A 20,906-nucleotide genomic window follows, 5' to 3' on the forward strand; every position below is an offset into this window, starting at 1 on the left:
GCTTGATTTCTCTGTCTCATCTTCCATCGCCCCCTTAATTTAATAGTACCTTATTTCCCTAAGTACTCTCCAATTTAATTAGGGGGCTTAATAGATTTCAGCCGAATAGCGGATCTGTTGTCCGATCACCCTTCAATTTGGCGCATTTTTACACAAATAGCGGAACCACAGTCCGATACATTGAAGGTACCGTCTGGTCCAACCCCAGTGTAGTCTGATCCTACCCGATCTTGTCTGAAATCGCCCAGACCTATCCGACTCCTGTCCGATTCAGCCTGGTTTACTATGGTCAAATCCAATCCAGTCCAGTCAGGCTCACCTCCGGAATACATGGCCTTCCATTCTCAACCAAGCCCACAGCTGCCCCCCATAACAAAGCGCCACTACGATACGTAGTGGCGCGCTGCCTTTTCTGCCATGTATCGTTGCCATGGCGCTGCTCTTGCAAGCCGACTAACGAGCCACCGTAACCGTAGGCCGCATGCCGCTACCTCACAAGCCCTCTAACGAACCAGCGTAACCGTGTGCGGCTCGTCGTAGGCTTGCGCCCAGTAGTAGCCGGGAGCGGTGACCCGTCTCGGCTCGAAGCCGACCTGCCTTCCTTGCGGAATCGCTTCGGAAGTCAAGGTGATCTTGCCATTCGCGTCGGTCCGGCCGCCCGTGTACTTGCCACCCGCGAAATGGAAGCGGCCCTCGACCAGCGCCCCGGCTAACGGCTGTCGGGTCGCACGATCGACAACCTGCATCGTCACGACGGCGTTGGAGCCCTTCATTTCGATGTTCATGCCGGTGACGATCATTGGCTGCAGATCGGTCCACTCCGTCTTGGCTGAAGCTGCGTCCGATACCGGGCCGATGTTACCCTGCAAATCTTTGGCGGCCACCTTGTAGTAATATTTCGTGTTCGGCAGCAGGCCGGCATCACGGAACGATAAAGACCGCGCATAGCCGGCGATGCTCGAAGCATCAGGAGTAAAATGCGGTTCCGTCCCGCGATAGACGATATAGCGGTCGATGTCCGTATTGTCCAGCGCCATGCCGAAGCGGATATCGATCTGCCGGTAATCGACCGCTTCCGCTTGCGGACGGTCAGTGACCTTCGTGGGCGCCTCCGTGTCCGCCGGCGGCTCCCAGCTGACGCTTCCCGCTCCCCAATAGGACGGCAGCGTCCGCAGCGAATCATAGTGATGCATCGCGATGCCGGCGAACGAGGCCTTGCCCTGGAAGGCCGCGTACGTTTTATCCAGCTCCGTCTCCATCGCGGCGCGTCCTTCCTCGCGGAACGTGATCGTCTCCGGATCGCCGCTGTTGGCGATATCGAGCGACTCGACCGCGACGACAACGGAACGCGGCTTGCCGATCCTATCGGCATAGTCGATTTCCCCTTGAGCGCCCGTTATAATGCCTGCGCCCCCGTCCGCCGTATCCCGGTAATCCATGATAGCGATATAATCGCTGATGTCCTGAACATGCTCGGACAGCCACTTCGTCTGGCCGTTCCAGCTCACACTTTGCGCCTGCGGCGACGAATCAAACCATTTCGGAATGGCCGGCCCGAACGGCAGATAAATGCCGGAAGCGTCGCGGCGCTCGATCATTTTTTGCAGGCCATCCAAATATTGAAGCTGCAGCGACGGATAATTGGTTTTAAAATCCGGCGCGATATACGGCTCGATATCCACGTTCACACCGTCAAACCGTTTGCTCGTCTCCGAGGAAGCGATGTTGAAGTTGATGATTCTCTCCATTTCCCGCACAGCCCGCTCGTGATAGGCTTCATAAGCCCCCATATACGGCGGCGTCGTGCCTCCGGCAATACAGGCCTGCACCTGGTAGCCCAGGCTGTGAGCCCATGCGAGAAAATCGCGGACTTTATCGGGATCGTCCTCCATAATATCCATACCCGCCATCGGACCGACCGCCAAATACAATGTCGTCACAGGATCCGACTGAAAGGTTGCCGTATCCTTGGCGAAGGAGTCGAGCACCAAGCGTGAGCCGGGATTGAGCAGCAGCTTATAGGCTTCCGACTCCCAAATCCATATCGCCCGATCCTGCGACGGCATCGGCACAGGCTGCAGCTGCGTTCCTTGACCTACTTTGGCGTAGGTCGTCATGCTGCGGCCGGTCCGGCCCCGCACATCCGTCGCTCTTGCTTCGATACTGCTTGTATGATCGCCCAAGCCTTTCGTATTCCACGCATAGCTGTAATGGGCACCGTTCCGTGAAGCCTCCTGCCACGCTCCCCCGTTGATTCGAACCTCCACGCGGCGAACCGGCATATCGGCATACACCGATACTAGGACGGAAACCGTTCCGTTAACGGATACTCCCTCAGTGGGGCTCACAATCGTCACCTGCGGAGCATCGGCTTTGGGACGGTCAATATTCAACTCGATCGGTTCGCTCCATACGCCGTAACGAGTCTGGACATCCGAGCCGACGGCATAGATTCGCACGATTCCGCTGTAATCTCGGGTGTCGAGCTCATAATGCCATGTCCCTGCATCGTCCGCATCGGGATCATCCATGGACGCGTATACCTGCTCGGCTGCATCGATATACAGCTTGACGTCGTACAATCCGCTATAGGTTCCCTCAATGCGAATCTTCCCCGACGATACTTGCGCGCCGGAAGACGGAGTATCGATAGTAATCGCTGCTGCGGCGTGTACTGGCAGTGGAGCTGCAACCGTCAGCGACAGGGCGGCAAGCAGCAGGGACAGCATTAGAGCGAGCATAGGACGAAACGTTACCTGAATCATCTCTTCTTCCCCTCCATGTTTTCACGAAATCGTGCAATCATAGCACTTACTTCACCTTCAGCTGCGTGCTCTCAACCCGTTTGTAAGCTTCCTTATAAGTATCGACCAGCTTTTGCGCGCCAAGATTTTTCATCTCCTCGACATATTTGCCCCACTCGTCCAGGCTTCTCGTGCCGAGCACGAATTTGGCAAAGCTCTCCTCCCGGTGCTTCTTGAGTGCTTGACCCGTTACGGACAATACTTCGTTCTCCTTCTCCGTAAAGGACGGTCTCGGCTGCATCGCGACAGGATCGTATTTGGCCGCTTCTTTATACGCATTTTGCAAATCTTTGGAGAACAGTGACAGATGAGAATTGTAATCGATCCACGTATACACGCCCCGGTTCGCCTGCAGCCCGGTAATTTTGCGCATTTCCGTCACATCGGTAAATTCCGGTTTGAACTTCTTCTGCCCGTTCTCTACGACATAGCTGTCGCCTTCCTTGCCCCAGCTTGCCAACGTCTTGCCTTCCTCCGTATAGAAAAAGTCCATAAATTTCATGACATCCTTAACGTTCTTGGAAGTCGAAGCTACGGTCATACCGCCGTCGAGATAATGGAAGTACGGATTCAGCTGCTTACCGCCGGGCAATCCGGCAGGCGGAGCCATGAACTGCATGTTGTAATCCGGCTTCTCCTTTTTCATCGCATTGTTGAAGAAATCGACCCGGCTGATGTAATCGATCGTAATGAACGACTTGTCCGTGGACATTGTATCCTGCCACTGCTTCGTCTGGATGGACAGGAAGTCGGGAGGAATCAAGCCTTCCTTGTAAAATTTGTTCCACATCGCGACCATTGCTTTGTAATTGTCCTCGATCGGGCCGTACCGCCATTCCTTCTTGTCAAAATCGTAATAAGCATCCGCCCCCGTCTGATAGTTCGTCGTCATGTGAGCGTACATCTCATCCGGAATTTGGCCGAAGCGAAGCGAGAGCGGATAGCTGTCGGGATACGCTTCCTTCAGTTTTTTCATCGTCTGATACAGCTCTTCATACGTTTTCGGCATCGTTAAGCCGTGCTTCTTGAAAATATCCTCACGGTACATCCAAATCATCCGGTTCGTCTCGCCGAAGCCTTGATTCGGGAACATATACATTTTGCCGTCGGCCGCCAGCATCGCCTTGGCTTCATCGGGATATTTCTCAATCCACTTTTTCAAATTCGGCATTTGATCGAGATAATCCAGTATGTTCACCAGCGCACCCTGCTGTCCAAACCGGTCCGAATCGCGCCGGCTCGGCATGCTCATCAGATCAGGCAAATTGTTCGAGGCAATCGTCAAATTGAGCGAATCGGTCAGCTTCCCCGAAGGCGTTTGCACCTGCAAGGTGACGCCCGTCTTCTCCTCAAGCCATTTCCAGAACGGCCAATCCTTGCTGTACGGGAATGTCGCATTGTTATCGAGCAGCGCCGTGAACGTTTTCTTCGCAGACGCTTCCGGTGACCCTTCCTTGACCGCTCCTCCCGGCTCTTTTCCGGTGCCGCTGCAGCCGGCCAATAAGGACAATACCATGACTGACGCAACGGAGGACGTAACGATTTTATACATAGGACCCTCTCCTTTTCATTCCTTATAAAGTGAAGATTGCTTTTGACGCCTATCCCCAATCCCAAGCGGGACCCGATTTGACAACTCTTTTATCAACAGCCTTCCCTGCAGCTGCGTCTATCCCTTCACTGCACCGATCATAGCACCTTTCACGAAGTACTTCTGCACGAACGGGTAAATAAGCAAAATCGGCAGCGTCGACACCATAATCGTGGCGAACTTGAGCGAATCCTCAACCACGAGATTGTCCCCGCCTATACCCGTAACCGCTCCGGAGCTCACACTGCCCGCCAACACCAGATTGCGGAGCAGCACCTGCAGCGGAAACAAGTCGGGGTTGCGCAAATACAGCAGAGGCAGCATGAAATTGTTCCACATCGCCACAGCGTAGAACAAAGCTATCGTAGCAAACACCGCCTTGGACAACGGGATGACGATGCGAAAAAAAATCCCGAAATCCGTCAATCCGTCCACGCGGCCGGAATCCTCCAGCTCCTTTGGAATGCCGCTGAAAAAGGTCCGCATCAAGATTAAATTCCATGTATTGACCGCCCCCGGAAGCACCATCCCCCACACCGTATCCATCAGCCCGAGCGACCGGACGACGAGGAAGGTAGGAATCATGCCGCCGCTGAAAAACATCGTGAAGACGATCATTAACGTAAACAGCTTGTGATACCCCATATCCTTTCGCGATAACGCATAAGCTCCCATCGAGGTGACGATGATCGAAATGGCTGTGCCTAAGCCAACGTATACAATCGTATTTTTATAAGCCTGCCATATGTTCGGATCGTCGAACACTAGCTTATACATTTTCAGATTAAACCCTTTCGGCCAAAGAGTCACTTCCCCCTTCATCACATAAATGTCCTGGCTTAGCGATACGGCAAGCATATAGACGAAGGGGTACAGCGTAATGACAACGACGGCAAGTAAAATCACCGCATTGACAATGGTGAACAACCCGATTTTTTCTCTCAACTCCCGCTACCCCCTTTACCACAAACTCGTCTCTCCGGCTTTTCGGCTAATGGTGTTCGCTGTCCATATGAAGATCAGGCTGATGATGCCCATGAACAAATCGATCGCCGCCGCATAGCTGAAATTGCCCTGCTCCAAACCGACACGGTACACGTAGGTGCTTATAATATCCGCCGTCTCATACGTCGCCGGATTGTACATCAGGAACACCTTTTCGAACCCGATCTCGAGCACTTTGCCTACATTGAGTATGAATATGATCACGATAGCAGGCGCAATCCCGGGCAGCGTTACATGCCACAGCTTTCTCCACCGGGTCGCCCCGTCGATGCTTGCCGCCTCATACAGCTGCGGATCCACCGCCGTCAAGGCCGCCAGGTAGATGATCGTCTCCCAGCCGATATGCTGCCATATTTCCGATAGCACGTACACGCTGCGGAACATGCCCGGCTCCATCATGAAATTAACCGGTTGAAAGCCGAGCGATTCCAGCAATTGATTGACCAGTCCGCCGGTAGGCGACAAGAACATGATCACCATGCTCGCCACGATCACGTTGGAAATGAAATGCGGCAAATAACTGACGGTTTGCACGAATTTTTTGAAGACGGCGTTTCGAAGCTCGTTGAGCAGCAGCGCCAATGCAATCGGTGCAGGAAAACCGAAGATCAGTTTATACAAGCCGAGCAAAAACGTATTGCGCAGCAGCAGAAAAAAATCGGGGTTCTCCAAAAACATCCGGTAATATTTGAACCCCACCCATTCGCTTGCCATGATGCCTTTGAACGTATTGTAATTTTTGAACGTAATAACCAAACCGAACATCGGGGCGTAACGAAAGACGATAAAATACAGCAGGCACGGTAAAAAGAGCAGCCATAAATATTTGCTGCGGTTCCACGTTCGGATCCATGACGTTTGTTCCATTCCTCCACCCCCTTATGCACGATTGTGTTTGACTCCATCACTATCTTCTTTCCGGAGCTCTAGGCTCGCTCGTTCCGCCGTAGGGTCCCCGGTCATCTAGCGTTATCATAATCGAGCCGTCCTGCAAAATAAATCTGCATGTTATCGGCCCGGCGCTCTTTTATTAAAGAAGTGGTAACGTTGTGCATGAAGTGGAAAAAGTGCATATTGTTCCTAGCCAAGCAAAAGCCGTATGATAGGAGTAATCGCACCTGGACTTTGTAGACTCGATTAGGTGACTTCAACAACGAAGGGTTGGAAGCAGGATGCCGGAATTTATCCCCCGTTCGATCAAACCGAGATCTTTATTTTCCAAAATGCTGACCGGCTTTCTGGCCGTCATTGTCCTGCTGGTAGCCTTCAACTTCATCACTTCCATATATTTGAAAAATAAAATTCACGACGAAATCGTCAAATATAACGAATTGAGCATCACCCATACGGTCGAAGGCTATGAGAATCATTTTCGCTTGTCCAAAAATATGGTGCTAGGGCTGAACCAGAACGACCGCTGGCTGATGAACCTGAACATACTCCGCAACGTCAAGCAAAACAACGGCTATGCCAGCGTCGAGGATGTACGGGCGGAGCTGAAGACGCTGTATGCCAACCCGTTCCTGCAGTTCGAGAATATCATCGTTTACTTCAAGAACGACGCCTTCGTGGTGGAAAAGGACGGAACGAGCAGCGCACAGGACATGTTCGGCAAATATTATTACAGTCCCCGCTACCCGCTCTCCTTCTGGAACGGAAAGTTCGACGAGCGCGTCGGCTTCAGCGTGCTGCCGGCAGCGGAGTTTACGGAGAAATCCGCCGGAATCGAAATGCACAAAGGCTATTTGCTGCCGGTGCTCATCAAGCAGCAGCCCTACAACGATATGTATCTGATCGTCATGCTGGATGCGCAGAAGCTGTTTCAGATCCACAACATTTCGAAGGATCAGCGCTTCTATATATTGGATCCGGAGGGCAATCCGATCTACACTTCCGCAAGCGATTTCAAGATCGAGCCGCTCAGTGCGATTGAAGCGTCGGAGTCATCCGTTCTGAAAGGAAATTATTATACCTTTTATAAGAAAGGGCAGGAGACCGGGTTTACCTATGTCAGCATGGTGCCTGCGGAAAAGATTTCCCTGCAGCTCGTCCGCTTGAACATGATTCTCATTGTGCTGCTGGTTCTGGCTGCTATGATTAGCATCATCGCATCCGTTCTGTTCAGCCGCAGCCTGCACACGCCGCTGCGTAAAATTATCGAGTCGTTCCAATCTTCGCCCGATGACGACTCGCTCCTGAAGCAGGGACCGATCCGCGAATACGATCTGATCCGCCATACGATGCACCGGATGATGAAGACGAATCAGGACATCGCCCAGGACCTGGCCCAGAAAACGTCCATCCTGCGCAAATACGCCTTGAGCAACAGGCTCAAGCATATCCATATGAACCTCGCCGACATGCGGGAAATGGCCGATACGAGCATGCCGTTCCGGATCGTTCTGTTCGATATTCATTTCAAAGAGCAGTACGCCGAGCTCGACATGGATCATGAGAAAGGAACTTATTATATCCGTGAGTACATTGACAGCGTGCTGCTGCAAACATATCAGCATGCCGTCACGTTCCAGCTGGAGCGGAATCTGGTGCTGTCGATTGTGTTCGCCGAAGACTCCGAGCTTAGCGGCATCATGAAGCCGATCGGCTATTTGAAGCAGATGTTCGATATTGAACGCGACCTGTATTTGGTCACCATGGCAGCGAGCTCCGTATATCCGGCTTCATCGGAATTTACTTCGGCGTACGAGGAGCTGACGGAACGGCTGAAGCAGCGCAGGCTCGTCAACGAGACGCAGATTATGGAAGACGGTCCGTGGAAGGCCGAGCGGTTTCATTTCACCGTCTCGATGGAGGAAGAATTTCATACGAGGCTTATGAGCGGCCATGAGAAAGGAATGTACGATTGGATCGACAAGCAGCTGGACCAAATGGGCAAAAAAGCGGCTCCGGTCGAGCATTACTCGCAGCTGGCCAGAGAAGTGGAGCAGCAGATCGATAAATCGCTGCAAAAGCTGAACCTTAACGGACAGCGCAGCGGAACGGCTCCCCCGTTCGCCAAGCTTCAAAGCTTTTACTGCAGAGAGCAGTTCAGGGACTGGCTGGTGCAGCTGCTGGAGCCGGTCATCAGGCTCATCCAGAATAAGACGGAGGATCAAGACCCTATCACCCGCTTCGTCATCGACTATTTGGATTCGCATCTGCATGAGGATATCACGCTCGATTTGATGGCCGACAAGTTGAATATTACACCGGGGTATTTATCGACCTACTTTAAGGAAAAGACGGGGATGAACTTCAGCGACTATTTGAACGATATCCGGATTCAGCGGGCCAAGCAGCTGCTGCAGAACGTCGAGCTGAAAATTCAGGAGGTCGCCGCCAACGTCGGCTATCAGAACGCCAACTCGTTCATTCGGATGTTCAAAAGGTACTCTGGGATCACTCCGGGGGAATACCGCAAAAAGTATGCTTCGCCGTTATTGGCGGAGTGAGAAAAGAGAAAAGCCGGCCGTTTACATACGGTCGGCTTTTGGTATGTTGAGAATTATTTTTTCGTAAACAGTTTCTCGGCATCGTCCATCGCCATGCTTTGACCGAGAGAGGAATAATCCAGCCACTTTTGGCCGTCAAGAGTATATACGTGGTTATTTTTTACTGCTTTCAAATTTTTCCACAGAGGGTTCTTTTCCAGCTCGCCATACACCTTCTTGGCATTGTCGTCATTGTTCACAATAAGGAAAATGGCATCGGCATCATAATCGGGAAGCACTTCCTTAGAGATCACGGCGTACGGCTCTTGTGCAGGAATCTTTTCAACGCCGCCCGCAGGCTTCAGCTTCAAATCCTGGAACATAATAGGGCCAAGAGGTCTGCCTGTACTCTGTACCCGAATTTCTTTAGCGGATACCCGGATCGCCATCGCTTTGGCGCCCTCTCCGAGCTCGCTTGCGATCAATTTCTTAACCCGCTCCGTTTTCGCGTCGTAATCCTTGATGAAGGTTTCCGCCTCTTTAACGCGCCCTACAACCTTTGCTACCCGGTTCAATTGATCCCGCCAAGTTCCTTCGTCCAGGTTGGTGCTAACGACCGGCGCAATTTTTTCCAGCTTCGCGCGCTCTTCCCCACCGAAATGCTCATCTATGAAAATATAATCCGGCTTCAGCGCCAGCACGGCTTCCATATCGGAGTTTCCAACTACGCCCAGCTTGGCAACTCCCTTGAGAAGATCCGCCACATGGGGAAGGAAATCGCCTACCCCGCCGCCGATGGCCGATCCGACAGGTTTAATGCCAAGCGCCAGCAAATTATTCGTCATGTGAATGGACATCGAAGCGATTTTCGATTTCGGATCGACACTCGTTGCGGTATCTGCACCCGATTTTTTAGCGCTGCCGGCAGCTTCCGTTGATGCGGATGAGCCGGATGCTGCCTTGTCCGGTGCAGCCGATTGACCACCGCATGCCGACAATAGGGCAATTAACGATACAATGATTAATGATTTACCAAACTTTCTGTTCATGAATCTCGTACCTCCGAGTTAGTATGATTTCTGTATTCAAGCTTTCGTTTTGAACAGTAAAAGCAAAAAATAAGGGCCGCCGATGGCCGCCACGACAACACCTGCCGGCACGGCGTTCGGCTGAAATAAGGACCGCCCGATCGTATCCGCAGCGACCAGAATGACCAGCCCCACCAAGCCTGCGACAGGGAGGAAATGTCTGTGGCGGGGACCGACGAGCCGCTTGGCAATATGCGGCGCGGCCAAGCCGATAAATCCGATGCCTCCCGCCATCGAAACGCTGGCGCACGATAACGCTACAGCAAGGGAGAGCAGGACAACCCGGCTCTTTATAACCGCCTCTCCTACACCGACTGCCGTATCATCACCCAGCGCAAACAAATCTAACGTACTGGAGCGGTAATAGATGATGGGAACCAAGACAACAATCCATGGCAGCAAGGCCCACACATTGATCCAATCCTTGCTCCAGACGCTGCCGGCCAGCCAACGCGCGGCAAACGCATACGTGTCTTCATCCAATCGAAGCGAGAGCAGAAGCGTCATAGCCCCTATGCCTGCCGAAATGGCGATTCCAACCAAAATGAGCCGGATAGGGATCAATCCTTTTACGCGATCGTAAGCCAGCAAAAAAATCACCAACGCGATCACGGCTCCTCCCCCAAACGTAAACAGAGGAATCATCAGCGCGGCAGGTCCGTCCAGCTTTTGAAAAAAAGATATGTAGGCAATCAATCCGAATGCAGCTCCGGCATTGATTCCCAAAATACCGGGATCGGCAAGCGTATTTCTCGACGCCCCTTGAAATACCGCACCGGAAATGCCAAGACCGACTCCCGCCAGCATAGTAATGGCAATTCGGGGAAGCCGGAATTCGAACAAGATCATGCTTTCTTCGACCGAGCCATAACCGAACAAAGCCTTGACAACGTTCCACGGCGGAAGACGAAACGTTCCCGTATTCAAGCTGATAAAAATAACCGTCAATGCCACGCCTAACAAGACAAGCGAAACATAGACCGCTCTCTTTCTTCTTTGACTGGATAGTGCATTCACGTCCATAGCTACAAATCTCTCCTTTCTTTACGCGCCAAATAAAGAAAGAAAGGAACGCCGACCATAGCCACCATGGCCCCGATCGCGAATTCTCTGGGAGGGTTGACCATGCGCGAGGCAAAATCTGCCCATACCAGCAAAATAGAACCCAAAATGGACGAGAGGGGAATAATCTTCCTGTAATCCACACCCACAAGAGAGCGTACGATATGAGGAACGATTAACCCTACAAATCCAATGGATCCGGCTACCGAGACGGAAGTGCCTGCCAAGATTACCGCAGCGACCATGCCTAAGAAACGGACTTTATCGGTTCGAATCCCCAAATTCGTCGCCGATTCATCGCCAAGAGACAAAAAGCTGATAGAGCGCCCCATCGTACACGCCCATACCGTCGTAATCAGAATAATAGGAACCAACAGCTTCAAGTGGGACCAGCTTACTCCCGCCACGCCTCCCGCGTACCAGAAGGCCAGATCTTGACTCAAAGCAAAATATATGGCTATTCCTGTGCTCAAAGAATGCAATATGGCTGCAACGACAGCCCCAGCGATCGTTAATCTAACCGAGCTCAGCCCTCCAGGCGTAGACGAACCAAGCAGTGTAATAAATACCGTCGTCATAGCTGCTCCCGCGAAGGATAAGAGAATCAAAGCAGAATAAGACAAATTCGGTAAAAAGGCGAAGCTGAGAGCAACAATAAGCGTAGATCCGGCGTTGATGCCGAGAATTCCGGTATCAGCCATCGGATTGCGGGTAACGCCCTGCATGATCGCTCCTGCCACTGCAAAGGCCATTCCGGTTATGGCTGCGCCTAATACACGCGGAAGGCGGATCTCATGAACGATCTGGTGGGATGTTAATTCCGCATCATAGTGCAAGACAGCTGACCATACCGTGCTCATGGTTAACTCTTTGGCGCCAAACGAAACAGATATGAATAAGGTAGCCCCTAATCCGAGCAACGCAGCGAACAGTAGCAAAAAAAAGACCGTATGTTTGCTTCCATTCATAACAATAAGCAAGAACCCCTTCTCTCCGTTATCATTTGATAATAATTATCATTATCATTTTATAAGATACAGATGAATTGTACATGATCTTTTTCAAGAATTGCAACTGGAATAATTTTAGATCTTTAGTAGTGGGAGATCGTTCCTGCAAGCACATGTCCTAGTTCATCCAGCTGTTGATTGATGGCGTAAGGGGCGTAGACAATCCATTTGTCCCAATCGAGAAAATATAGCGATTTCCGGCGAACCGCAGGATGGCCGGTCCAATACGGATTGGAACGCAGCAAATGGAGAATGCGCTGTCGGTCGCTTTCCGTCTCAATAGCAACAAACAAAAAATCGGACTCATAGAACCTTATCTCATCAGGAGCTATGGCCTTCCAAGTAAACACGGTACCGGCGGGAGACTTCCCCATTTCCTTGGCGATTCGCTCCGGCGGACAAATATTTAGCGAGCGGTAAAATACATGACCGATGTTTCGGTCACCATACAAGCGAAGATCATGTCCCTTGCATACGCACAAGGCTACGGTCGCTTGCCCTATGATCGGCTTCAGTTTTTTCCTCCACATTTCCGCTTTTTTGCCGTGCTCGTCGATCCACTGCTGCGCCAATCGTTGTTGATCAATGAGCTCCGCAATGTCGATCAGGTGCTGGTATACGTCTTTGTTGACCCACGGGATAGAAATGATAGGAGCAATGTCGTTAATATGTTCCTGTGCTTTACTTAATACATTATCCTTGCAAACGATTAAATCGGGCTTCACTTCCAGAAAAATGTCCCGGCTGGCCTTCCAGGACTCGGAACCGTGCTTAGGAAGATTCAACTGCTTTGTGATCAGCGGTATGTGACGATGCACCTGAGCTGCGCGAGGTGTGTGCCCTAATGTAAACAGGTGATCCGTGTAAGGGGCGGAAAGCGATATAATGTTCAATTTCTTTTTTCCGGGAAATACCGTCGGTGAATAACCGCTTGTAGCTTTAAACCTTTTGCTGAAATAAAATTCATCGCCATACCCGACATGAGCGGCAATATCGGAAATCGATTTGTCTGTAACAAGGAGCATTTCCTTTGCTTTGTTGATTCTTAAGTCGGTCAGATAGGCCATCGGTGTTTTCTGCATCGTTTGTTTGAACACCTGGGAGTAATACGAAGGATGGAACTGTCCCAATTCCGCAAGCTCGCTCATCCGGATATTCTCCCGATAATGCCGCTGCATATACTCAATCGTCACTCTCAGCCTGTTCTCGGTATCATTGCCGTTTACTGCCGTAGCATGAGTCAACAAATCGTTCAGCATATTGTGCAAAAGCTGCTGTCTATGAAATCGTCTGCTCTCATCCGATTCCAGTTTCGTATCCGATATAAGCAAGTACATGAACCGTTTGAATTGGCTGCTAAATGCTCGAATCTTGCCCTGGAGTGGGAAGGTCGTTTCCAGAACAAAGCCTCTTCGGGAATCTGTCTTTTCCGATAAAATGAACAAATCAAATGAAATCCAGTAAAACATTGCGGATGAGCCGGGGCTCAATTGGATTTCCAGCTTGGTGCCGGGTGCATGAACATAAATAGACTCTCTCTCTAATTGTTCACGTTTCCCATCGATGAAGATGTCTCCCTTTCCTTTGGCAGCATACAAAATCAATTGATGCTCCAAGGCACGGTGCTCGTCGATGCACTCAGGCACCGCTTGAGATTTGCCGGATGCTTGAATATCATAAATCGCTCTTTGCAAGGATATCGTGTTATCGTTATGCGGCTTCATATATGCTGTCTCCAATTCTCATAATGCTTGAAGTACTCGTCTAGCCTCTTGTCCCGAGATACTGAGAATGATTATCATGGATGATATTTTAAGCCACTTCTTCCTTCTATGCAATCGATATTTCGATCAATATAAAAAAAGAAAAATAGTCGAGCAGTCATAATGCGCTGCTCAACCATTTTTCTTTACTAATTGCTGTTATTGCTTTGCATTACAGCCGGCTACTGCTGCGGCTTCTCATGGAAAAGCTCGCCAAGCAGCCCGAACAAGCTTTGCAGGCATTGTCTTGAAGCTTCCTCGCCGCCCTCCGAAAACAGGTGGCCGGACGGGCGCTTCAGCTGCTCCTCCGTCAATTTGGAGCGGAGCCTGTAATGCGTCTCCACAATGCAATATCCCGCGTACCGGTCCTCCGCCAATCGGGCGAACAGCCTTCTGTAATCGACCTGACCGGTCCCGACGGCTACCGCCTCGACCTCTTCTCCGCTGCGGACGGCATCCTTCAGATGGATATGGCACATGTAAGGCTTCAAATGCTCATACCCGTCCGGGTAGGGCACCTCTCCATCAGGGTCCCACATGTCGTTGCCCGGGTCATACAGCGCCCGGATCCACGGGGAGCCGACGGCTTCTACTATACGGGCTACCTTAGCCCCGTTCGTTGCGTATACTGCCGGATCGAACTCCAGCGTGAACACGACCTTCGCTTCCTCCAGCAGCGGAGCGATGCTTTGCAGCTCCCTTACGATGCGCGGAAAAGCGTCGGCGAACGGCACGTCCGCTTTCGCCCAAAAGCTGAAGCCGCGAAGGATGCCGGCACCAAGCAGGTTGGCGATCCGCAAATCCTGAAGCAGAATCTCCTTGCTCCGCTTCACCTCCTCCGGATCGTCCAGCTCGCATTTGAACACCGGCGTGGACAAGGCGCACACCGCAAGTCCGGCTTTGCGAATTTGCTCCCCGATCTGCTCCAGCCGCTGCGGCTCGAGCTGATGCAGCTGCAAGCCGTCGACGGAGCGCAGCTCGAGGGCGGTCAGCCCGAACTCGTGCGCCATCCGGATGGCATCCTCGATATGCTGGGATACCTCGTCCGTCATTATGCCTAACTGAAATGGCAGCTTCATTGGCAACCTCCTTGGATGAAACCCATTCTATCTATAGCTTTCCTTATAGCTGTACTGTCCGGCCGGTACTCCGGCTCTCGTTCGCCGCTTCAATGAAACGGATGACCTCCAGCGTCTCGTTCAGGTCAATAGGAGGCACACCGGTACGGAACATCGCCATGACCGCTTCCAGCATGCTGGCGTAATACGGCTTTGGATGGGCATATACATCGACGAATCGGCTTCCTTTCTCCCTATGGATCAGCGCGCCGAAGGTCTTGTTCCCTTTCCGGTTGCCGCGAATCGTCCCGACACGCCCGTCCGACCATTCGGCAACTACGAGATCATGATCGTCATTCGTGACGGTGCGTACTTGCCGGCAGCCTTGCCCGAGAGCGGCATACAGCATATCCGCCGTATGGATGCCGTACCAATATAGCCCCGGCTGCGTCGGCTGCAGCTCCAGCGGTCCGTAGCAGTCGGCTCCGATAAGAGCGCCTCCAGAGTCATCGGACAGCGCATCCGTCAGCCCTTGCGCATACCGGACCGAGGAGCAGCTCACGAGCGGGATCCGGTGAGCTTGGGCGAGCTCGGCGATCGCCTGGGCGTCGCCGCTGCTGACCGCAAACGGCTTGTCGACAAACACCGGCTTGCCGTAGGGAGCTATTTTCCGGAATTGGTCGAGATGTACACGCCCGTCAACGGAAAGCAGCAAAATCGCGTCACTTGCCTCGGCCACCTCTTCCGGCGAGCCTGCCATCGCTACATCGAACTTTTCACGGATCTTCGCCGTAAATCCTTCTACACGGGATGCGCTCAGTTCAAAATCAGGCGAGCCCCCCGGATAAGCGGTAACTACTTTGCCCCCTGCAATGTGATAGGGATGGTTCGGATCGTTCAGCAGTTCAGCAAAAGCAGGCGCATGACTCGTATCGAGTCCGATCATGCCGATTCTCAGCGTAGTATCTCCCATAGGTAACGACTCCTCTCCTATAATTTGACTTCCCGGCCGGTGCGTGCGGATTCATAGATCGCCAAGATCAGCTCGACCGCTTTCCTTGCTTCCTCCCCGGAAATGAGAGGATCCCGGTCCTCGCGGATCGCGTGGATAAGATCGTCAATGAGGATGTAATGCCCGTCATTGGATATCGCCTGCGGATCATTGCTGCCTTCCGCCTTGCTGCTCGCCGCAGCGGCAGGAGGCTCCTCTCCGTCTATCGTCTTCCACAGCTTGATGCCGCTGTCTCCATAAATGATGGAGCCGTGCTCGCCATGAATTTCAAATCGCGGTTCTTGTCCCGGGTTAACCGAAGTTGTGCCCTGAATGACTCCGAAGGCGCCGTTTTTATATCGAACGACCGCAACGGCGGTATCCTCCACCTCAATATCTCTTACCAGAGGCGCAGCATAGGCAAACACGCTATCTACATCTCCCATGATCCAACGGATGATGTCGATGCCGTGAACCCCTTGGTTCATCAGGGCTCCGCCTCCGTCCACCGCCCATGTCCCTCTCCAGTCGGCGCTCTTGTAGTATTCCGGGCTGCGGTAATACTTCAAATAGGCGTCCCCCAGCACCAGCTTGCCGAGCTTGCCTTCCTGAACCGCTTTGCGGACTTGAATGGCGAGCTCCGTCGTCCGCTTCTGGAACACGGTAGCCAGCTTTACCTTATGGCTGCGGCAGGCTGCGATCATCGCATCCATACTGGCCAACGTGATGTCCAGCGGCTTCTCGCACAGCACATGCTTGCCCGCCTCGGCTGCGGCGATCGTCACTTCGCTATGCAAGCCGCTTGGGAGACATATGCAGACCGCGTCTACGTCGCTCTCCTGAAGAAGCTCGCGGATATCTCCGTATACTTCGGATACGCCATATTCTTTCGCCAGCTTCTCCGCCTTCTCCTTCACGGAATCGACGAACGCAACAAGCTCCGCCTCCGGATGCTGCTGAATCGCTCTTGCATGCAATGGGGCTATGACCCCTGCTCCAATTACGGCAAAACGAATTTTTTGCGACATAGTTAGTCCCGCTCCTCTTCTTTTTCATCCGTAGTTCCCAGGAAATTTCCCCCTGCCAACGTCTTCCCTGTGATCATAACCAAGAATTATTCATTAGCCAATTGTCCGATTTATCGTTTTTTCACCCATTTTGCGGTTTCAGCAAAAAAGGTTATGAATCGAAAAAAATGCATATTCGTTTTTGCCATTGAAAATTTCACGTAAAGTGATACGATTAAGAATACCAGTCACAGTAATCATACGTTTAGGAGAGAAGCATTATGAGCATGTACAAAGCATTAACCATCGCCGGATCGGATACTAGCGGAGGCGCGGGCATTCAGGCGGATTTGAAAACCTTCCAGGAACGCGACGTGTACGGGATGACCGTGCTGACGACCATCGTCACGATGGATCCGGACAACCATTGGCATCACGGCGTTCATCCGGTCGCGCTCCCTACGATTGAGGAGCAGCTGAAGACGGTTTTGGGCGGGATCGGCGTCGACGCCTTGAAGACGGGGATGCTCGGGTCGGTCGAGATCATCGAGCTTGTATCGGATACGATTAAGAAAAAAGGGTTGAGCCGTGTCGTCATCGACCCTGTCATGGTGTGCAAAGGCAACGATGAAGCGCTCCATCCGGAATCTACGGTCGCTTTGCGCGAGCTGCTCGTTCCGGTAGCGGACGTCGTTACGCCGAACTTGTTCGAGGCGGCACAGCTGGCTAATACCGCTCCGATCCGGACGCTGGACGACATGAAGGAAGCGGCGCAGATCATTCACGCCGCCGGCGCCAAGTACGTCCTGATCAAAGGCGGAGCGAAGCTGGACCATCCTCGGGCGGTCGATTTGCTCTTCGACGGTACGACGTTCGATTTGTACGAGTCGGACAAAATCCCGACGTCGTACACGCACGGAGCAGGCTGCACTTATTCGGCTGCAATCACGGCCGAACTGGCCAAAGGCAGTGATGTGAAGCAGGCCGTAGCAACGGCCAAATCGTTCATCATGAACGCCATTCAACACGGCTTCCCGCTGAACGGGTATGTCGGGCCGACGATGCATTCGGCGCTTCGCAAGTTCGGCTAACAGCCGAAACGAAAAAACGGCAGTCTCAGAGAGATTTCTCTCGAGACTGCCGTTTTTTCGTTACAAGTATTTTAATGGCGCTCGAAGGCGCCTTTCTTTACATATTGTGGACAGAGTTTAGCCGCCGGCAAGCTCCTGCTTCAGCTGCACTGCCTGGTCCAGCCTTTGCAGCATATGGCCGATGCCTTTGCTGCCTTCAAGCGGATAAGCGATAGGCTTGTCCGAAAACAGCTGCGGGACGATGCCCTTGAACTTTTTTCCGCCCAGCACTACGATCTCATCATAGCGGTTCAAGCCTTTCTTCTCCACTTGCCTTCTTAACTCAGCCGGCGGGATGATATCCGGATGGTTCGTACCGAACGCAACATTGTAGTTGCCCTGAACCTCGTCATCCGGAAGCAGGAAGCCGTGCTTGGCCGACAAAATCACCCACTCGGGTACGAAAAGCTCCGCATAAGCCCGGCATTTGCGGTGCAAGGCGCCCGTGTAGACGAACCTTGCCGCATAAGGGCCTGCTGCTGCCGGATCCGTATCCCATATTTTCCTGGAACCGCAAGGAATGATACAAAGTCGTTTCAAGAGAGCAAGCCCCTTTCGTTATCCCTGACCTGTCGACGGCCTCGGACTGTTCGTCCGATAGGCGAGCCCGGCTGCTAACAGCAGAAGGATGCCCGTCACCCAAAAGACGCTGTGGATCGAGAACACGCCGCTGATCGCTCCCCCGACCAAAGGTCCAAGCATGCCTCCAAGCTGATTCGCGGTCTGATTGAGGCCGAAGGCTCTGCCACGGAAATCAGTTGGAGTAGAACGGACCACAAGGCCGTTCAGCGCCGGGAACACGGCACAGAAGAAGGCTCCGTAAATGAACCGGACGATCGAGAATCCCCAAATGCCGTGGAACAAGAGCTGCGCCAGATTGCCGAGTCCTCCGACCAGCAGGCCGATCACAAGAATTTTGTGAAACCCTATTTTATCGGCCAGCTTGCCCCAGCGCGGAGCGAACAAGATGCTGGCGATCCCGACGAGAGAGAAGACGATTCCCGCGACGAGCGAAGCGTCCTTGGCCGAGCCGCCGACCTGCACGATGTAGAGAGGAAGCACCGGCTCGATGGTCATAACCGAGAATTGGGTCAGCAGCGACAAGCTCAGCACAGTCAAGAATGGCCGGTTGTTCACCGCCATTTTCATCGACTCGATGACGGAAGCCCGGCCCTTGCTCGGAACGAATTTTTCCTCCTTAACCCAGAACAAGACCAGCAGCGTGCTGCATAATACGAACACCCCTGCGCTCGCGAATGCAATCCGGCTGTCGAAAATTTTGGCGATAATCCCTCCAAGCAGCGGTCCCATTATGCCTCCGGTTGCCGTCGCTGTGGACATCATGGACAACGCGTAGCCGACGTGCTTCTCGGGCGTGTTGGTGCCTACTAGAGCGATTGAGCCCGGAATAAAGCCGCTAAGAAGTCCCTGCAATATACGCAGAATGAGCAGCTGATACGGGTTCGTCACCATGGAGGTCAGCACGTAAATGACGAATAATACAAATCCGGCGCGTATGATCATCGGCTTGCGGCCGTACTTGTCCCCAAGCGCTCCCCAGTAGGGCGAGGAGATGGCGCCCGCAAAAAAAGCGGAGCTGAACAGCAGCCCCGACCACATTTCAATATTCTGATTAACCCCGATATGCAGCAAAAAAAGCGGCAAAAACGGAACGACCATGGAGAAGCTGGCCGACGTAATGAAGCATCCTACCCATAGGAGCCATAAATTTCGTTTCCATGATTCCATGAGAGCCTCCGACTGGTAACATGATTTCCATATGCACAGGAACAATGTTGAAAATAATTAATTGTCTTAACAATTACTTAACATAGTTTATCGTACCACCGTCTATACTTTCTGTAAACCCTTCTTCTCCGCTGCCGCCGCTCTTGGGTTTATATTTTTTTCGTTTGCATGTAGCCTTGGACGTATCCGCTTCATAAAATGATACGAACTCCGACATTTAAGAAATGAGGGTGAGTTTATGCCAAGACTGCTGTACGAATACATTTACGTGAACATGTGGATTTTGCTGTTCATGACGTTCCTGTGGACAACGAACGGGCAGCTGACCTATTGGGAGAGCGGCCTGCTTATCGTCGTATCCGTTACCGTGATCGCGCTCGTCGCCAACAAGCAGGACCGGCCTGACAGAAACGGCACCTATAAGAAGCCCCCGTTGTAAAGCCGCAAACTTCCTATTCCTCCGGCTGCCCCGAAGCTTTCCTTAATTCATTAGCTAACCGGTGAAAGTCTTCCTTCCCCTGCTCGTCATTAGCCGTCTCATATCCCGCCTTCAGAAAACCGATGATTTTATTGGCATCGTCCGCATCCAGCGAATAGCCTGACGGTACGATGCTCCACCAGCCTTCGGCGCCGTATGATTCATTGAGATCGACAGGGATGCCGTTGACCGTAATATCGTTCCTGTGCTGATAAATATTCGCGATATCCGACTGCCTGCCTCCGCTCCAGGAGTACGTCTGCCAAAATCGCGAGCATGCTCCGGCGGCGTAGACCGCTTCAACGACCGAATACGATCCGTACACTCCCGTATAGTAGTTAGGCGTCGCGTTGCTCGCGCCTTTAATATATTCGATGATCGTGGCCATTTGAGTCGGCGTGGCATCAAAGTCTACGGCGAAATAGATGGCGCTTCCCGCCGGCTGACCCATCTGGGCGGCCAACGCCATTGCCGTGGCACCGTCGCTTAATCCTGCGGCTCTTCCGCCCAATGCCCGGTTCGCCGTCGTTTCAAAGACAGAGACGATTTGCAGTCCCGCATTGCTGATGATTTCAACCTCGGATCGGCTCAATGCCTTCCAGCTGCTTGGAACAAGGTAACGGGCTGCGAATACATATCCGTCCCGTTTAAACGCCGCGGCCGTACTCTCTGTCAGCGGCGTTGCGCAGTCAAATCCTTTGGCCATGGTGTATCTTCCCCTCTCTCCTTGTATGCTGAA

At 52.4% G+C, this 20,906-nt stretch carries 17 protein-coding genes; 3 read left to right on the forward strand and 14 right to left on the reverse strand.

Going from position 1 to position 20,906, the window contains the following annotated elements; genetic code table 11:
• Positions 1-503 precede the first annotated feature (503 nt).
• The 4 genes from ACFQ88_RS34975 to ACFQ88_RS34990 all read right to left on the reverse strand — a co-directional run bounded on the left by ACFQ88_RS34975 (position 504) and on the right by ACFQ88_RS34990 (position 6,267).
• Entirely contained in the window at positions 504-2,765 is a 2,262-nt protein-coding gene (locus ACFQ88_RS34975) for an Ig-like domain-containing protein (protein WP_379461978.1), read from the reverse strand.
• Positions 2,766-2,811: 46 nt separating this feature from the next.
• Positions 2,812-4,356, reverse strand: a complete 1,545-nt coding sequence (locus ACFQ88_RS34980; RefSeq protein WP_379461980.1) for an extracellular solute-binding protein — start codon at positions 4,354-4,356, stop codon at positions 2,812-2,814.
• Between the two features lie 117 nt (positions 4,357-4,473).
• Positions 4,474-5,340, reverse strand: coding sequence for a carbohydrate ABC transporter permease (locus ACFQ88_RS34985; RefSeq protein ID WP_379461982.1), 867 nt, complete (start codon positions 5,338-5,340; stop codon positions 4,474-4,476).
• Positions 5,341-5,355: 15 nt separating this feature from the next.
• Positions 5,356-6,267: an ABC transporter permease gene (locus ACFQ88_RS34990; RefSeq protein WP_239628262.1), complete on the reverse strand. Its 912-nt coding sequence runs from the start codon at positions 6,265-6,267 to the stop codon at positions 5,356-5,358.
• 305 nt (positions 6,268-6,572) lie between these two features.
• Here ACFQ88_RS34990 and ACFQ88_RS34995 point away from each other — a divergent pair, with 305 nt between their 5' ends.
• The gene (locus ACFQ88_RS34995) at positions 6,573-8,852 is read left to right on the forward strand and encodes a helix-turn-helix transcriptional regulator (protein WP_379461985.1); all 2,280 of its coding nucleotides are present in this window, start codon (positions 6,573-6,575) and stop codon (positions 8,850-8,852) included.
• A gap of 53 nt (positions 8,853-8,905) precedes the next feature.
• Here the strand turns inward: ACFQ88_RS34995 and ACFQ88_RS35000 are convergent, their stop codons facing one another.
• The 7 genes from ACFQ88_RS35000 to ACFQ88_RS35030 all read right to left on the reverse strand — a co-directional run bounded on the left by ACFQ88_RS35000 (position 8,906) and on the right by ACFQ88_RS35030 (position 16,831).
• Positions 8,906-9,880: an ABC transporter substrate-binding protein gene (locus ACFQ88_RS35000; protein WP_239628267.1), complete on the reverse strand. Its 975-nt coding sequence runs from the start codon at positions 9,878-9,880 to the stop codon at positions 8,906-8,908.
• 36 nt (positions 9,881-9,916) lie between these two features.
• Positions 9,917-10,942, reverse strand: coding sequence for a FecCD family ABC transporter permease (locus tag ACFQ88_RS35005; protein WP_379461988.1), 1,026 nt, complete (start codon positions 10,940-10,942; stop codon positions 9,917-9,919).
• 2 nt (positions 10,943-10,944) lie between these two features.
• Positions 10,945-11,949, reverse strand: coding sequence for a FecCD family ABC transporter permease (locus ACFQ88_RS35010; protein WP_379461990.1), 1,005 nt, complete (start codon positions 11,947-11,949; stop codon positions 10,945-10,947).
• Positions 11,950-12,074: 125 nt separating this feature from the next.
• Positions 12,075-13,715, reverse strand: coding sequence for a helix-turn-helix domain-containing protein (locus ACFQ88_RS35015; protein ID WP_379461992.1), 1,641 nt, complete (start codon positions 13,713-13,715; stop codon positions 12,075-12,077).
• 221 nt (positions 13,716-13,936) lie between these two features.
• Positions 13,937-14,833 carry a sugar phosphate isomerase/epimerase family protein gene (locus ACFQ88_RS35020; RefSeq protein ID WP_379461994.1) on the reverse strand — a complete coding sequence of 299 codons (897 nt, stop codon included), beginning with the start codon at positions 14,831-14,833 and terminating at the stop codon, positions 13,937-13,939.
• Between the two features lie 43 nt (positions 14,834-14,876).
• A complete protein-coding gene (locus ACFQ88_RS35025; protein ID WP_379461996.1) occupies positions 14,877-15,785 on the reverse strand; it encodes a Gfo/Idh/MocA family protein in 909 nt (302 codons plus the stop codon).
• Positions 15,786-15,802: 17 nt separating this feature from the next.
• Positions 15,803-16,831: a Gfo/Idh/MocA family protein gene (locus tag ACFQ88_RS35030; RefSeq protein WP_239628283.1), complete on the reverse strand. Its 1,029-nt coding sequence runs from the start codon at positions 16,829-16,831 to the stop codon at positions 15,803-15,805.
• 260 nt (positions 16,832-17,091) lie between these two features.
• Here ACFQ88_RS35030 and pdxK point away from each other — a divergent pair, with 260 nt between their 5' ends.
• Complete coding sequence (gene pdxK / locus ACFQ88_RS35035) at positions 17,092-17,901, forward strand: pyridoxine/pyridoxal/pyridoxamine kinase (RefSeq protein WP_239628286.1); 810 nt, start codon at positions 17,092-17,094, stop codon at positions 17,899-17,901.
• A 117-nt stretch (positions 17,902-18,018) separates the two neighbouring features.
• Here pdxK and ACFQ88_RS35040 read toward each other — a convergent pair whose 3' ends face one another.
• Both ACFQ88_RS35040 and ACFQ88_RS35045 read right to left on the reverse strand, forming a co-directional pair.
• Entirely contained in the window at positions 18,019-18,480 is a 462-nt protein-coding gene (locus ACFQ88_RS35040; protein WP_379461999.1) for a DUF6884 domain-containing protein, read from the reverse strand.
• Positions 18,481-18,498: 18 nt separating this feature from the next.
• A complete protein-coding gene (locus ACFQ88_RS35045; RefSeq protein WP_379462001.1) occupies positions 18,499-19,689 on the reverse strand; it encodes an MFS transporter in 1,191 nt (396 codons plus the stop codon).
• Between the two features lie 238 nt (positions 19,690-19,927).
• Between ACFQ88_RS35045 and ACFQ88_RS35050 the strand changes: the two genes are divergently transcribed.
• Positions 19,928-20,128, forward strand: a complete 201-nt coding sequence (locus ACFQ88_RS35050; RefSeq protein ID WP_239628293.1) for a hypothetical protein — start codon at positions 19,928-19,930, stop codon at positions 20,126-20,128.
• Between the two features lie 13 nt (positions 20,129-20,141).
• Here ACFQ88_RS35050 and ACFQ88_RS35055 read toward each other — a convergent pair whose 3' ends face one another.
• Positions 20,142-20,873, reverse strand: a complete 732-nt coding sequence (locus tag ACFQ88_RS35055; protein ID WP_379462004.1) for a DUF1906 domain-containing protein — start codon at positions 20,871-20,873, stop codon at positions 20,142-20,144.
• Positions 20,874-20,906: the final 33 nt, after the last annotated feature.

It is taken from the genome of Paenibacillus sp. NPDC056579, assembly GCF_042793215.1.
In the GTDB taxonomy this organism is placed as follows: Bacteria; Bacillota; Bacilli; order Paenibacillales; family NBRC-103111; genus Paenibacillus_S.